The 12,418-nt window shown below is 66.0% G+C and carries 15 protein-coding genes and 1 tRNA gene; 11 read left to right on the top strand and 5 right to left on the bottom strand.

Annotated elements, in window-relative coordinates; all coding sequences use genetic code 11:
* Window positions 1-7 precede the first annotated feature (7 nt).
* Together B4L26_RS13815 and B4L26_RS13820 are read left to right on the top strand one after the other, a co-directional pair.
* Window positions 8-493 carry a MarR family winged helix-turn-helix transcriptional regulator gene (locus B4L26_RS13815; protein WP_290719559.1) on the top strand — a complete coding sequence of 162 codons (486 nt, stop codon included), beginning with the start codon at window positions 8-10 and terminating at the stop codon, window positions 491-493.
* Window positions 494-540: 47 nt separating this feature from the next.
* Window positions 541-1,200 (top strand): hypothetical protein, encoded by a 660-nt coding sequence (locus B4L26_RS13820; protein ID WP_290719561.1) that lies wholly within the window; start codon window positions 541-543, stop codon window positions 1,198-1,200.
* Between the two features lies 1 nt (window position 1,201).
* Here B4L26_RS13820 and B4L26_RS13825 read toward each other — a convergent pair whose 3' ends face one another.
* Window positions 1,202-2,176 carry an NAD(P)H-quinone oxidoreductase gene (locus B4L26_RS13825; RefSeq protein ID WP_290719563.1) on the bottom strand — a complete coding sequence of 325 codons (975 nt, stop codon included), beginning with the start codon at window positions 2,174-2,176 and terminating at the stop codon, window positions 1,202-1,204.
* A gap of 99 nt (window positions 2,177-2,275) precedes the next feature.
* Here B4L26_RS13825 and B4L26_RS13830 point away from each other — a divergent pair.
* Window positions 2,276-2,360 (top strand) — tRNA-Ser (locus B4L26_RS13830).
* Between the two features lie 71 nt (window positions 2,361-2,431).
* On the opposite strand, the gene B4L26_RS13835 is transcribed toward B4L26_RS13830, so the two are convergent.
* Window positions 2,432-3,706, bottom strand: coding sequence for a site-specific integrase (locus B4L26_RS13835; RefSeq protein ID WP_290719565.1), 1,275 nt, complete (start codon window positions 3,704-3,706; stop codon window positions 2,432-2,434).
* Between the two features lie 612 nt (window positions 3,707-4,318).
* Between B4L26_RS13835 and B4L26_RS13840 the strand changes: the two genes are divergently transcribed.
* From B4L26_RS13840 to B4L26_RS13870, 7 genes are all read left to right on the top strand, one after another.
* Window positions 4,319-4,495: a helix-turn-helix domain-containing protein gene (locus B4L26_RS13840; RefSeq protein ID WP_290719568.1), complete on the top strand. Its 177-nt coding sequence runs from the start codon at window positions 4,319-4,321 to the stop codon at window positions 4,493-4,495.
* A 246-nt stretch (window positions 4,496-4,741) separates the two neighbouring features.
* On the top strand, window positions 4,742-6,166 hold the full coding sequence (locus tag B4L26_RS13845) for a hypothetical protein (RefSeq protein ID WP_290719570.1): 1,425 nt from the start codon (window positions 4,742-4,744) through the stop codon (window positions 6,164-6,166).
* Window positions 6,167-6,615: 449 nt separating this feature from the next.
* A complete protein-coding gene (locus tag B4L26_RS13850) occupies window positions 6,616-7,032 on the top strand; it encodes a hypothetical protein (protein ID WP_290719572.1) in 417 nt (138 codons plus the stop codon).
* Between the two features lie 222 nt (window positions 7,033-7,254).
* Window positions 7,255-7,746, top strand: coding sequence for a hypothetical protein (locus B4L26_RS13855; protein ID WP_290719574.1), 492 nt, complete (start codon window positions 7,255-7,257; stop codon window positions 7,744-7,746).
* On the top strand, window positions 7,743-7,931 hold the full coding sequence (locus B4L26_RS13860; RefSeq protein ID WP_290719576.1) for a helix-turn-helix domain-containing protein: 189 nt from the start codon (window positions 7,743-7,745) through the stop codon (window positions 7,929-7,931). The genes B4L26_RS13855 and B4L26_RS13860 overlap by 4 nt, the downstream gene beginning before the upstream one ends.
* A gap of 55 nt (window positions 7,932-7,986) precedes the next feature.
* On the top strand, window positions 7,987-8,151 hold the full coding sequence (locus tag B4L26_RS13865) for a hypothetical protein (protein ID WP_290719578.1): 165 nt from the start codon (window positions 7,987-7,989) through the stop codon (window positions 8,149-8,151).
* Window positions 8,152-8,262: 111 nt separating this feature from the next.
* Window positions 8,263-9,138, top strand: a complete 876-nt coding sequence (locus B4L26_RS13870; RefSeq protein ID WP_290719582.1) for a DUF2637 domain-containing protein — start codon at window positions 8,263-8,265, stop codon at window positions 9,136-9,138.
* A gap of 243 nt (window positions 9,139-9,381) precedes the next feature.
* On the opposite strand, the gene B4L26_RS13875 is transcribed toward B4L26_RS13870, so the two are convergent.
* Both B4L26_RS13875 and B4L26_RS13880 read right to left on the bottom strand, forming a co-directional pair.
* Window positions 9,382-9,960: a recombinase family protein gene (locus B4L26_RS13875; protein ID WP_290719583.1), complete on the bottom strand. Its 579-nt coding sequence runs from the start codon at window positions 9,958-9,960 to the stop codon at window positions 9,382-9,384.
* Between the two features lie 195 nt (window positions 9,961-10,155).
* Window positions 10,156-10,950, bottom strand: a complete 795-nt coding sequence (locus B4L26_RS13880) for a BglII/BstYI family type II restriction endonuclease (protein ID WP_290719585.1) — start codon at window positions 10,948-10,950, stop codon at window positions 10,156-10,158.
* Between the two features lie 127 nt (window positions 10,951-11,077).
* Between B4L26_RS13880 and B4L26_RS13885 the strand changes: the two genes are divergently transcribed.
* Window positions 11,078-11,905 carry an MT-A70 family methyltransferase gene (locus B4L26_RS13885; protein WP_290719588.1) on the top strand — a complete coding sequence of 276 codons (828 nt, stop codon included), beginning with the start codon at window positions 11,078-11,080 and terminating at the stop codon, window positions 11,903-11,905.
* Window positions 11,906-11,977: 72 nt separating this feature from the next.
* On the opposite strand, the gene B4L26_RS13890 is transcribed toward B4L26_RS13885, so the two are convergent.
* Window positions 11,978-12,418, bottom strand: a 441-nt coding sequence (locus B4L26_RS13890) for a hypothetical protein (protein WP_290719590.1), incomplete at its 5' end; no start/stop codon positions are given.

The raw sequence follows: 12,418 nt of genomic DNA on the forward strand, positions 1-12,418 counted from the left end.
TTGCGAGATGACGGCTCTGCCCCCTTTTGATCAAGACCAATACGGCGCGGCCCTGCTGAACATGAATGAGCGCACCGCCTGGGAGTCGGTCGTCTACGGCGGGTGGCAGTTGATGGCGAGGGTGAACCAGGGTCTCGTCGATGCGGGGTTCTCCTCTACGCCGGATCTTCGTGTGCTGGAGGCGCTCGGACGCGTCTCGCGGATGCGGATCTCCGATATCGCCGCCGCCACGCACATCCAGATGAGCACCGTGTCGCGGCAGATCAGCCGACTCCTCGACCAAGGCTTGGTCGAACGCGTCGACGACGTCCAGGGTGACGACGCACGGCATCGATGGGTCCGTCCAACAGCGGCGGGGTCTGCGTATCTGCGTGAACTCGTCGAACTGCGCGACTCGTTGGTGCGCGAGAACGTCGTCGACGTCCTCGGCGAAGAGGATTTCCTCGAACTCGGCCGACTGTTCAAGAAATTGGCCCAGAACACCGGCCAATGAGCCGGTTTCGACGGCGGGCGGTCGGGGTGGCGTTTGCCGTGCTGACCATGCCCGCAGGGTTTGGGGTTTCGACGGCCGCCGCTGCGCCGGTCGCCCCGATTGGAACGACGGCGCTGGCCGGTTCGGAGCGCGCCTGTGACGGCCCCCAGGCCGGTCCGGCGGGTAACGTCGCCTGCGGTATCTGGCTGGTCAATCAGTGGTTGTCGTTGCGCAGGTCGCGCGGTGTGGTCGCACAGACCGTCGCCGTGGCCCCGGGAGCGTTCGGGGCGTGGCGATCGTCGACGACGGGCGGAGTCTGTGGATTCACGCCCGTGCTGCTGGGGATGCACCACTGCGACCGGACGACGTTTGTGAACTTCCGCCTCGACCGCCGCCTCATCGAAGCGCGTGACCTCGCCTTCACCGTCCTCGCCCACGAGTCCGCGCACGGGGTGCAGGAGCGCCGCGGCAAGGACCCGGTGGCGGCCACCCTGACCAACGATGTGCCGGCGATGCTGCCACTGGAACAGCAGGCGGACTGCTGGGCGGGCGCGGCGCTGGCATGGGCGGTGCGTCGGGGTCATTTCGGCCCGCAGGCGCTGCCGCGGGCCCGCGCGCTGTTTCGCTCGGGCGGTCAGGCCGGGTCGGGCCACGGCAGTCCCGAGGCGCGCGACCGCCAGCTGACCATGGGGTATGCCAACGGCCCCTCGGCGTGCGGGATGCCCTGACTCATTCCTCGTCGACGATGAGCAGGACCTTTCCGATCGCGTCGCCGCTGTCGAGGCGGGCGTGGGCGGCCGCGGCATCGGCGAGGGGGAAAGTCGAGTCGACGACGGGCTTGACCGTCCCGTCTGCCAGCAGCGGCAGCACCAGGTTGGCGGTGGCGGCAACGACCTCGACCTTGCCACCGGGCCCGTCGGTGGGCCGCGAGCGCAGGGTCGTGCCAGTGACGCTGGCCCGTTTGGCCAGCAGCGCACCGATGTTCAGGGTGCCTTTCGCGCCGCCCTGCATGCCGATGATGACCAGGCGTCCGCCGGTCTTCAGTGCAGCGACGTTCCCCTCGAGGTAGCGCCCGCCGATGATGTCGAGGATGACGTCGGCCCCGCCGGCGGCCTTGAGGACGCCGACGAAGTCCTCGTCGTCGTAGTTGACTCCGATGTCGGCTCCGAGGGCGCGGCAGACGTCGAGCTTCTCCTGGGTGCGCGCGGTGACGGCGACCGTTGCGCCGAGGTGCTTGGCGAGTTGGATCGCGTGGGTGCCGATGCCGCTGCTGCCGCCGTGGACGAGCAGCGTCTCGCCGGGCGCGAGGTGGGCGGTTAGTACGAGGTTGGAGACGACCGTGCACGCGACTTCGGGGATTGCGGCGGCTTCGGTCAGGTCGATTCCGACGGGTACGGGGAGCACTTGCACGGCGGGAACGGCGACGAATTCCGCATAGCCGCCGCCGGCGAGCAGTGCGCAAACCTCGTCACCCACGTCGAAACCGGTGACAGCGGCGCCCACTTGCGCGATGGTGCCCGAGACTTCCAGCCCGAGGATGTCGCTGGCCCCGGGCGGTGGCGGGTACAGCCCTCGGCGCTGCAGGAGGTCAGCGCGGTTCACCCCGGCCGCGGCGACCCGGATGAGGATCTCGTCGTCGGCAGGGATCGGGGTCGGGACATCGGCGACGGTGAGTTCACCGTTATCGCAGGCAATGGCTCGCATGAATCGATGCTGGCACGGATCGCACGGCGACGTGGCGGTTGTCCGCATGGGAAACTCGGTGCCGGTCGGCCTGGGGCGTCCGCTAGCCTGAACTGCTAGGGAAGCGTGGCAGAGCGGCCGAATGCACTCGCCTTGAAAGCGAGCGTGGGTAAAACCACCGGGGGTTCAAATCCCTCCGCTTCCGCGCAGTTCAGAGCGGGTTCTCGAGTGAATCGGGAACCCGCTCTGTTGCTTCAATCCCCACAAATCCCCACATTAGGTCTCGGGAAGTGCCCAGGTCAGGGCCTCAGCGGCGTGGGCAAGGTCGGCGGGATTCGAGTGGCCGTAGACCTTGATCGCGAGGGTTCCGCCGTCCGCGTGGCCGAGCCAGCTAGCAACGTCGATGAGTGGAATCGAGGCGCTGAACAGGCGTGATGTCGCGGTGTGGCGCAGGTCGTGAAGTCGGTAAGGGGCGGCGATCTTCGCTGCTGCCAGGCTGCGCTTCCACCAGTCATCGAGGGATCGCGGTGCCACCGGAGCGCCGGAGTCGACAGTCAGGACGTGCAAGTCGTCCTCGCCCTTCCAGCCACGGCCAGCACGCACCCTGTCGGCGGCTTGGAGGTCCTGGTGCTGCCTGAGCGCAGCAACGGTGGCCGGAGGTAGCGGGAGGGTCCGGGCGGCACTGCGGGTCTTGCCGCGACTCTGCTCCACCACGCCGTCGGAGGTGGCGACCCGGGTGCGCTTCACGGAGAGAGTGGGGGAGGAGGTATCGAGGCCGTGGATAGCTGACCAGCGCAGCCCGGCCAGTTCGCCTCGGCGGAGGCCCAGCAACCCCAATTCGAGAAACACGCGCCGCCGGGCAGCGCTCCTGTGTGACCGCAGTGCAGCGCCGCGACAGTCCGACGGCGGGGCGGCGGTGGGGTCATGCGCCGTCAGGAGAGCCGCCACCTCAGTGTCGCTGAGGCGTCGCTGAGGGTCGAGTGCGGAGTCGCCGCTGGACTCTTCGTCGGGCGACGCGGGGGCGTCGAGGGGCTTCACGAGGGCCACCACATTTCGGGGAATGGTGCCCTGTGCAACTAGATCGGCCCAGCAGCTTGACCACTTCGCTCTCGTCACATTGCTGTACCGGATCGAACGTGCGGGGGTCCCTTCAATTTCACCTGCCGCAAGCGCGGCGAGGGTGCGTTCCACGTCGGCTTTGGTGATCGACTGGACCTGCCTGTCTCCGAGGGCCGCGACGATGGGAGCCAATGCGTGTTTGCGAGCTGTCTGCGTGTTCGCGGCTCCGCGTTGACCGGCGCACCAATCGTCAATCGCAGCTCTAACTGTCAGCCGTGACTTCCCGATGTACGTGCCGTCCGAGACCTTCGATTCGACCCCGGCCTGCCAGTCGCGTGCCTCGCCGATGGTCTCGAACATCTTTTCCGGTTGACCGCCGCCAACCTCTCGGGCGTCGGCTCTGGCTCTGTACCCATAGCCGCGCTCGAAGCGGGAGGTGGTGATCTTCACGATGCCGGGGTAGCGGGTTGGTTCGCCCTTCACACGCGCCATGCCCGCCCCCTCTCTCTTGGTCCTCCCCGAATCGTATCCGGGGGACGTGACGGATCGGCCTCAACGGCGCGGTGGGGAGGGGGTGGTTGCGGGCCGGTGGACGACCGTCGTCTGCCGGGAAACCGGCACAGGAACAGGGAAATGAGCAGGTGAAGCAAAACCCTCGCAGTGCGAGGGTTTCCGCACACGACGACTCCGACCCACAAGTGCCGATAAATCGGCACAGGAACAGGGAAATGAGCAGGTGGAGCAAAAGGTGCCCGTCGGGCACCTTTCACCGCATCACGCTGACCACACCGCACAGGTCATGGCCCGCCTCCGGCGCGATGATCCTGCCGCCGCCGAGCGTGTGGCACGCGGGGAGAGTCCGTCCGCAGGCTCGCTGTGACCCGATTGTGACTGAGATAACACTTACCGATTTGAGGCCGATTCTGTGCCCCTAAGCCGCCATGTTGAACGACTCAGGCGGAACCGTTCACGAGTAACTAGTGAACCCTCACGAGTAAGCCGTTCACCGGACATCTGTGCAGGTGAAAGGCATGTTTTGCCTGGTGGACAGAGGCGGCAACTGCGGCAATAGTGGCGTTCAGATCACCGAAGAACGGAGATGAGATGAACGACTTGATGACTGTGCGCGAAGTGGCCGAGGCCATGCGCCTCACCCCGCGCGGCGTGCGTCAGATGATCGCCGACGGACGCCTGCCAGCCGTGCGCTACGCGGGCACCCGGCAGGCGCTCGTGCGGCGTGCCGATGTCACGGCACGCCTGCGCCGAGTCCACGCCCACTGACCAAAGCGAAACGCCCCGGCGGACTTCCGGGGCGCTTCAAAGACTTCGAGAGGAATCGAAATGTCTGTCCCCAGTGTAGACCTCGATGACGGCGACGAGGTGGATCACGAGCCGATGCTCGCCCGGCTTCGCGCCATCGTTAAGCGCGGCGACGGCGCAGCGATCCCCGGCCTGGTCCCTGAGATCCGCGCGGCGTGCGACCTCGGCTTGACTCGCGACGCTGAGGAGAAGCACTGGCTGGCGGTGATGGGCCAGGGCGGCGAGCGCGCCGTGCGCGTGCTGGCTGTCGCCCTTGCGACGCTCGATGAACGCGCGGAGCCGGTCGGCGATGCGAACGATCCATACCACCCGTGGCTGGAACGGCAGGGGTTTTGCACCCCGCTTCTGCAAGACGTACGCGCGCGGGCACGGGGCGGGCTAGTGCCGCCTTGGGCGGCACTCGGGATGCTGCTGGCCGCAACGGCATCGGTCATTCCGCCGCGAGTGCAACTCCCGGCAATTGTCGGCGGGCGGGCGTCACTCAACTCAATCACAGGAATTGTCGGCGCTTCGGGGGCGGGCAAAGGTGCCGCCGCTGCCGTGCTGAGTCCCCGCTTCGTTCCCCTCGGGGCTGACGGCCAGCCGGGCCTCGGCCTGAACTGGAAACGCCCGCCGGTCCGCCAGGCAGTCGGCTCGGGCGAGGCGATCTCGGCGCTGTACGTGCACAGTGAGAAAGTGGCCGGTCCAGATGGCGGTCCGCCGGAAACCAAGATGGTGCAGCACGAGACCACTGCCTGGCCCGACTGGCCCGAGGTGGACAAACTCGTGGCAGTGAGGGGTCGGCAAGCCAGCACGATGGACGCAGAACTGCGTCAGTTCTGGTCCGGGGAGGGTCTGGGATCGGTCACGAAAACTGCGTCGCTCCACGTCGAGGCGCACAAGTACCGAGGAGTCGCCACGATCTCGATCCAGCCTGGCCGTGCGGCAGCACTCTTTTCCGACGAGGCTGGTGGTCTCTTGCAACGGTTGCTGCTGTTCGCAGGCGACCGCGATCCACACGCGACCGGGAACGAGCCTCGGGTCGACGGGGACCTGGAAATCACGGTGCCCTACCTGCCGCCGGGCGACGATGTGGTCGAGTTCCTGGTTGATCCCGTCGTGGAGACGATCATCCGTGAGCGCCGGATCGCGCGAACCTCCGGCGCGCTGACTGTCGATCCGCTCGACGCTCACGGCGACCTCCTGCGGCTGAAAATTGCCGCCACTGGTGCATGGATGCACGGCACCCTCACCGTCGACTATCACACGTGGCGGTGGGCGGGCAGCGTCATGGAACACCACCGCCGGACGCGGGCTTGGCTGCAATCTCAGATTGCGGCCACCGTGCGGGCGGCGGCGGAATCCGCTGGTGCCACCGACGGAGTGCGCCGTGCGGTCGCGCGTGAAGTGGAGGAAGCCGAGGCCGATCAGCGGTTCAGTGGGCAGTGGGCCACGGCCCTCGACGGCACTGCGAACTGGGCGCAGGGTCGCGGCCCGTTCACCCGCCGCGATGCCAGCCGGGCCGGGCGCAGCGGTTCACTGCGGGCAACTCGGGCCGGAGACCTCCTCACCGACCTCACCGTGCAGGGGCGGCTGCGGGTGGTGCAGGTGGATGCGAACGGTCACGCCGCCGCGTGGGAGGCGGTGTCGTGACCACCGCTGCTGGCCTGAGGGGACCGGCTATCCACTGTTGTCGGACCCTGTGTCGGACCTGTCGGACCCTTGTCGGACGCACGGATACCACGGCTGACCTGCATGTTTGTGTTGTCGGACGTGTCGGACGGGGGTCCGACAGCGTTGCACGCTTGCAGGAGCCGCCGAACACTCGACACCACCGCTGACCTGCATAAATAAAGAAAATAGTACATATGTTCGATTATGTATTTTTCTTCTCTGGAAATGGCCCGACGCGGTGGTTTTTGTGTGAACCGTGTCGGACCCCGTCCGACAGGTCCGACAACGCGGCGGTATACCTCTCACCTGCACTTTTGGTGAGAAACAAGGGTCCGACAGGGGTCCGACAGGGTCCGACACAGGGTCCGACAACTGAATCAACAGGAGCGGCGGACAAATCCGCTCCACTTCGAGAGGAATCAAGAGAGATGTGCGAGTACGAGCAGCGGTGGTCACTGCCCACCGCTGAGGAGATCAAAGCCGAGGTTGACTGGCTAGCGGACTGGCTGGCCCGCGAGGAGCCGAGCATGATCGGCATCGACAGCCGCGCCGCGAGGGAGTTCATCACCCGCCGCGCGTCCACCTGGTCGGTCCACCTCACTGCGCGGGAGGCCGTGAAGTGCGCTTATGCAGAGTGGCAGGGAGCCGTGGCTTCCGTCCTCGATTACGGGCGGCGGCGGAACCGTCCGTGGGGCACTGCCGACTTCATGCAGAGCCAGCCCGACGACCCCGCCCTCGACGGCCTCGACCGCCCCGGCCTGGCCCCGGCCCTCGCTCATCTGATTGAGATCGGAATGGCGGAGGAGCAGGGCTACAGGTACGCGCTCGTCGGCAACTCTCACTAGCACCTTCATCCCTATCCACCGCTTCCCTGACACCAATTTCCCGCCCCCACCCAAGGGACGTGCCACCCGCCCGCAACGTAAGTACAGGTGCGAATGGGTACCCAGGAGGATTGACAAAAAGTGCCTTTCTACCAGCGGAAATGGTGGTGGCGAGGGGGCGAGTTGGGATGTCAGGATTGTTGTAGGAGTTCCAAATATCTGGAACAGACGGAAGGAAATGAAATGGCTGAAAACGTCTCAGTGGATTACGACAGCACCGCGCAGTTCGTCAGCAAGTTGCGGGCACAAGCGGATCAGATTGAGAGCGAGACCCCACACCTCACCCGAGCGGTGTTGGACAGTTTCACCCGTGAGGCATCGCAGGGCACGCGGGACGGGAAGCCAAGCCCGATCTATGACGAAGCGGTGGCCGCAATGAGCAATGTGATGCACGCGCTGGACAGCCACTTCAAGAAGATTGCAGCCAAGCTGCGCTCGGACGCCCACCTGCTCGAATCGGCCACCGCTGAGATCAAGCAACACGACGAGGACGGCGCGGCAGCAGTGCGAGCCGTCGACCTCGGCCTCGACATGAGCAACAGTGTCGAGAAGGGCGGTGCGGGCTACAGCAGCATCCCCCGACTGACTGCCGCAGATTTGGCCGGTGATGTCGACAAGCCCGCCCCGGTCGGTGACCCCCACGCCCGGTTCCGAACCGCGAGCAACCCCCGATGAGCGCACCCGACAACGACTTGGCCGACCTCGCCCTCACCTCGGGCCAGGCAGCGGTCTATCTCCAACTCTCCCAGCGGTGGGTGGGCACGTTGGCCCGGCGCGGGGTGCTGCCCAGCCACACCGTCGGGCGGCACCGCCGATTCCAGGTCGCCGACCTCCGCGCCTACCGCGACAGCCGCCGCTAACCCCCAACAACTTCGGCCCGGGGCACAGTGCCCCGGCCACAAAGAAAGGAACGAAATGAAGATGATTAGTTTCCCGGTCCCGGCCCGCGACAACGTGCGGGATGCCGAGGGCCGCTTGGTCGCCGAGCTGCGGGTGCCGCTGATCGACGGCCAACTCAACTGGGATGAGAAGCAAGTGATCCTGGCGGCGGATTTGCCCCTCGGCACTATTCCCGCCTGACCCCCGAACCCCGGCCCAAGCAACACGGGGCCGGGGTTCCCCATTGACCCCTCCACCACCCGAGCCGGCCCCCGGCACGTCCCCCTCCCGACCATGAACCAAGGAACCAAGATGAACACCCCACAATCCGCAGCGGCCCGCCGGTACTTCATCCGGCTCATCTGGATGAGCCTCGCGCTGTCGGTGGCCGGTAATGCGGTCCACGCGCTGCCCGGCGTCGCGGGGCAAGTCGGTGTGAAGATCGTGCTCGGGGTCTTGCCGCCGATCCTGCTCGCCCTCCTGATTCATGGGATGGGGCACCTGGTCGAGGCTGGTCTCAGCGGGCGGCTGTACCGGGTGGCGACCACCGCCGTCGCCGCGCTGGCCGTGGCCGCTGGTGCCGTCTCGTTTGTTGCCCTTCGCGAGCTGGCCCTCGCGGCGGGATGGGCACCGGCGCTGGCGTGGCTGGCACCAGTCATTGTCGATGTGCCAGTGGTCGTGGGGACTGCTGCGGTAGTCGCGGTCGACAGGGCCGCAATGCGCCAGTCAGTCACCGTTCCTGACCCCGCCTCGGCGCACGGCGGCGAGGTCGAGGTCGACACCGCACCAACAGTCGCGCCGGACCCTGCACCGAGCACCGAGGTCGCGGTGGAACCCGAAGCCACCCGCGACATGGCACCCCGCGACATGGCACCCCCGGCGCACCCGAAGCCGAAGCCCCAACCACGTCGCGCCCAACCCGCGCCGCGCCGCGCCCCCGGTGCGTCGTCGCACCTGACCCCGCTCCCGGTGGACGACGCAGCGGTGCGCCGTCTGGCCCAGCAGGTCGTCGCGTCGGGTCGCACCGCCGCCGACGCAGATGTGGTGGCTCAGGTGCTTGCACGGCTCAGCGGCGGTGAGTCTGGCCGCGCTGTTGGTGCAGCAACAGGGATCAGTGAAGCGGCGGTTCGGAGGATCAAGACGGCTGCGGCAGAGGTGGCCGATGAGCCTCAATTGGTGTCCGCATGAACCCCTCTGCACATGCCCTCAGCGTGATCCTCTGGCTGTGCTTGACTTTTCCCGTCCACGGCACCGAGGCATATCCGCCTAATGGCCCCTTAACCTCGGGCTTTACAGAGTGTGTCCGAGGTCGGGTTCCATCCAGCCCAATCCTCTAACCCTCCCTCTAGCCTCCCCTCTGATGGTTCCTCTTGCCCCTCCTCATGCACGTCCGCACGCTGGTCCGCAGCCGGGGGACAAGAAACAGGCAGATCACGCCGCCTGGCGGTGGCGGCGGAGGGTTCTCATCACGGTTGAGCGCGAGACACCAAACATCGCGACGAGTTCGCTGACCGGTTCACCGGACTCGTAAAGACGCACCAACCGCGACTCGGCGGCTGCGTCGAGACGCCGAGGTCGCGTCGCGGGCAGTCCACGTGCGACGCGCGCGGCGCGACTGGCCGCGCGTCGCTCCTTGCCGAGTTCCAGCTCCAACTCGGCCACCGCTGCCATGACCGAGGTGAGCATCCGCCCCGCCGAGGTGCTGGTGTCCACGCCCTCCCGCAGCGCCCGGATCGTCACGCCGCGCTCGTGAAGCGTGGACACGGCGGCGGAGACTTCTCGCACGCTTCGGCCCAGCCGGTCGAGTGCCGCGACAATGAGGGTGTCGCCGTTTCGCAGCCAGCCGACGCACTCCTCCCATTCGGGGCGGACCGTGCCGACCGACCCCGAGGCCGTCTCAATGAACCAGCGGTCGGGGCTGATCCCGGTCGCCGCGATCTGATCCTGCTGTTGGTCCGTTGACTGTGCGGCAGTGGACACGCGGCAGTAGGCCGCTATCTGGCCGCTCATGGTGTCACCTCGGGACTGAGAACTGACACGGCTGCGGTGACACCAAGAAGTGACACCAAGCGACCAGGCAAAGCGCGGCGTTGAACCCCGGCCACAGCCGGAGTGTCACTTCTGTAGATGTGAACATGGGTCATGGCCTCGATGGTGCTCCGGAGTGAGTGTCATGGGCCAGGGGGCGGGTGGCACGTCCCCTGGTTACCTCTTCACCACGTTCTCGCGTAGTGCGGCGACTCGAAGAACCTCATCGGGGATAGAGAGCGTCGGCGGGACGTAACACTTCGCGGAGAATGCGATGGCCAGGATCGGACACCCGCGACCGTCGCCGCGTTCCATGCGTGGAAGCAGCTTCTCGAAGTTCGATGTGGTCGAAGTGCTGAACGGATCGTTCGGAGTTTTCCTGATTCGTCTCGCCCATTCGTCGTAGGTGGGAGGAACGGCGACCGCCTTGGCTTGTGCGATCAGATTGACTGCGAGGGGTCGCAACGTCTGGCTGCGGGTTACGAATACCCCTACGTCGATCAAGCCGGTGTCATGGAGGGTGGTGTAGTTCCCGAAGTCTCGGTCCAGGTTGCCGTCCTTGGGGTTCCATTCCACATCGACGACGGCACCGTCTTTTACGTTGTCGACCTTGTGCCCACCGGTCATGACCGGTGCAGTCGACACGCTGCGAACCTTCTCCTTGGGAGTGGCGAGTTTCCACGGGTAGATCGTGAGGTGATTGGTCACCTCTTGTTGAAACTTCGTCTCGCGCCAGCCGAGCACTCGGAATGACTCATCGAGGTCTTTTGCAACCTTCGACTTGTTGCCGCCGGGTCGGACGAGCATGTCGAAGTCGAGCGAGAAGTTTTCAAGCACGTTGACGAGATCGGCGAAACCATCCGGCGTCGACATCTGCATGACAGCCGCCGCATTGCGTGTCTCAGCAACCAGGTAGCGCTCCGTGATGGAGGAGGGAAACACGGTCTTCCAGGATTCAGTCAGTTGTTGCACCCGCTAATGCCATCACGAAGGGGACGTGCTGTGCGGCAAGACTGGCCGCGAGTCGTCAATCACACTTGTCGGCGTGTCCGCGCTCGAAGTAGATCTCTTGTCAGATCTACTTGGTACGGTTGCCGCCATGACCACAACCCCGCTTCGCCCCGAGAATCCTGCGCCCGAGTTGCCCGAGATCGACGGCGGTTTCAAGACGATCCTCGCGGACCCGCCGTGGCGCTTCTCCAACCGCACCGGGAAGGTCGCACCGGAGCACCGGCGACTAGACCGCTACTCCACGATGGACCTCGAAGCGATCAAGGCGCTCCCGGTGGCCGACGCCGCAGCAAAGGACGCACACCTGTACCTCTGGGTTCCCAACGCGCTACTACCGGAAGGGCTGGCCGTGATGGAGGCGTGGGGCTTCCGCTACGTGTCCAATATCGTCTGGGCCAAGCGGCGCAAAGACGGTGGGCCGGACGGTCGCGGCGTCGGCTTCTACTTCCGCAACGTGTCAGAGCTGATCCTGTTCGGTGTGCGCGGCTCGATGCGAACGCTAGCCCCGGCCCGCAGCCAGGTGAACATGCTCGAAACCCGTAAGCGTGAGCACAGCCGTAAGCCCGATGAGCAGTACCCCCTGATTGAGTCGTGCTCTCCCGGCCCCTACTTGGAGATGTTTGCCCGGCACCCACGCAAGGGCTGGACCGGCTGGGGAGACGAGTCCGACGACGAAGTGGCACCGCGCGGTCAGGTGCACCGTGGGTACGGCGGCGGTGCGTTCGATGTGCCGCGTGTTGCCCCACACGCACGGCTTACCGGTGAAGAACGTCAGCTTGTCGCGAAGATGCTGCGGGAGCAGTACGACGGCGGGTCGAGCATCCGTGAAATCTCGGTGCAGTCCGGGTATTCGATTCAGCGGGTCCGAACCCTGTTGAAGCTGACAGGCGACCTGCGTCCGGCTGGTCGGCACTGACTTGACCGCGCCGGAGTTCGCCGAGAACGTCCCGGCACATTGTCACCGCCGTCACTGGGGATCAGCTCCGGCTCAAGCGAGTCCTAGGCCGTGCCTGCGGGGCCTTCCCCAACCAGGTAGCCCCACTGGGCTGACCGCGACGTGTTGGGCAGGCTGGATGCCGACACCTTTCAGTTTGTAGACGTGCGGCTCGGGTCGCAGATCGGCTAGAACGTAGACCAGTCCGACGGTCAACGTAGCCGTCTCAGTGGCGAGGCCGCGCAATCCTTTGACGCCTTTGGCGGCGTATCCAATCCAATGCAACCCCGCGTCGAAGATCGCGCGGCGTTCTTCGTCGTCTCGCAGTTGGGTCCGGTCTTTTGTGATGATCGCGTCATAGCCTTGCTGGCTGAGCATCCCGAGCAACGGCACATCCTTTGTGCCTCCAAGCCCCTCCTTGTAGGCGTGCCGAAACTCGTGCTCACCGTAAAGCGCCTCCAACGGTTTGAGGCAGCCGACGCTCACATTCTCATC

It is taken from the genome of Gordonia sp. UBA7599 (assembly GCA_002477755.1).
In the GTDB taxonomy this organism is placed as follows: Bacteria; Actinomycetota; Actinomycetes; order Mycobacteriales; family Mycobacteriaceae; genus Gordonia.

Coding starts and splice junctions, on each gene's coding strand:
- B4L26_RS13815 (WP_290719559.1), top strand. CDS start 8: ATGACGGCTCTGCCCCCTTTTGATCAAGACCAATACGGCGCGGCCCTG.
- B4L26_RS13820 (WP_290719561.1), top strand. CDS start 541: ATGCCCGCAGGGTTTGGGGTTTCGACGGCCGCCGCTGCGCCGGTCGCC.
- B4L26_RS13825 (WP_290719563.1), bottom strand. CDS start 2,176: ATGCGAGCCATTGCCTGCGATAACGGTGAACTCACCGTCGCCGATGTC.
- B4L26_RS13835 (WP_290719565.1), bottom strand. CDS start 3,706: ATGGCGCGTGTGAAGGGCGAACCAACCCGCTACCCCGGCATCGTGAAG.
- B4L26_RS13840 (WP_290719568.1), top strand. CDS start 4,319: ATGAACGACTTGATGACTGTGCGCGAAGTGGCCGAGGCCATGCGCCTC.
- B4L26_RS13845 (WP_290719570.1), top strand. CDS start 4,742: ATGGGCCAGGGCGGCGAGCGCGCCGTGCGCGTGCTGGCTGTCGCCCTT.
- B4L26_RS13850 (WP_290719572.1), top strand. CDS start 6,616: ATGTGCGAGTACGAGCAGCGGTGGTCACTGCCCACCGCTGAGGAGATC.
- B4L26_RS13855 (WP_290719574.1), top strand. CDS start 7,255: ATGGCTGAAAACGTCTCAGTGGATTACGACAGCACCGCGCAGTTCGTC.
- B4L26_RS13860 (WP_290719576.1), top strand. CDS start 7,743: ATGAGCGCACCCGACAACGACTTGGCCGACCTCGCCCTCACCTCGGGC.
- B4L26_RS13865 (WP_290719578.1), top strand. CDS start 7,987: ATGAAGATGATTAGTTTCCCGGTCCCGGCCCGCGACAACGTGCGGGAT.
- B4L26_RS13870 (WP_290719582.1), top strand. CDS start 8,263: ATGAACACCCCACAATCCGCAGCGGCCCGCCGGTACTTCATCCGGCTC.
- B4L26_RS13875 (WP_290719583.1), bottom strand. CDS start 9,960: ATGAGCGGCCAGATAGCGGCCTACTGCCGCGTGTCCACTGCCGCACAG.
- B4L26_RS13885 (WP_290719588.1), top strand. CDS start 11,078: ATGACCACAACCCCGCTTCGCCCCGAGAATCCTGCGCCCGAGTTGCCC.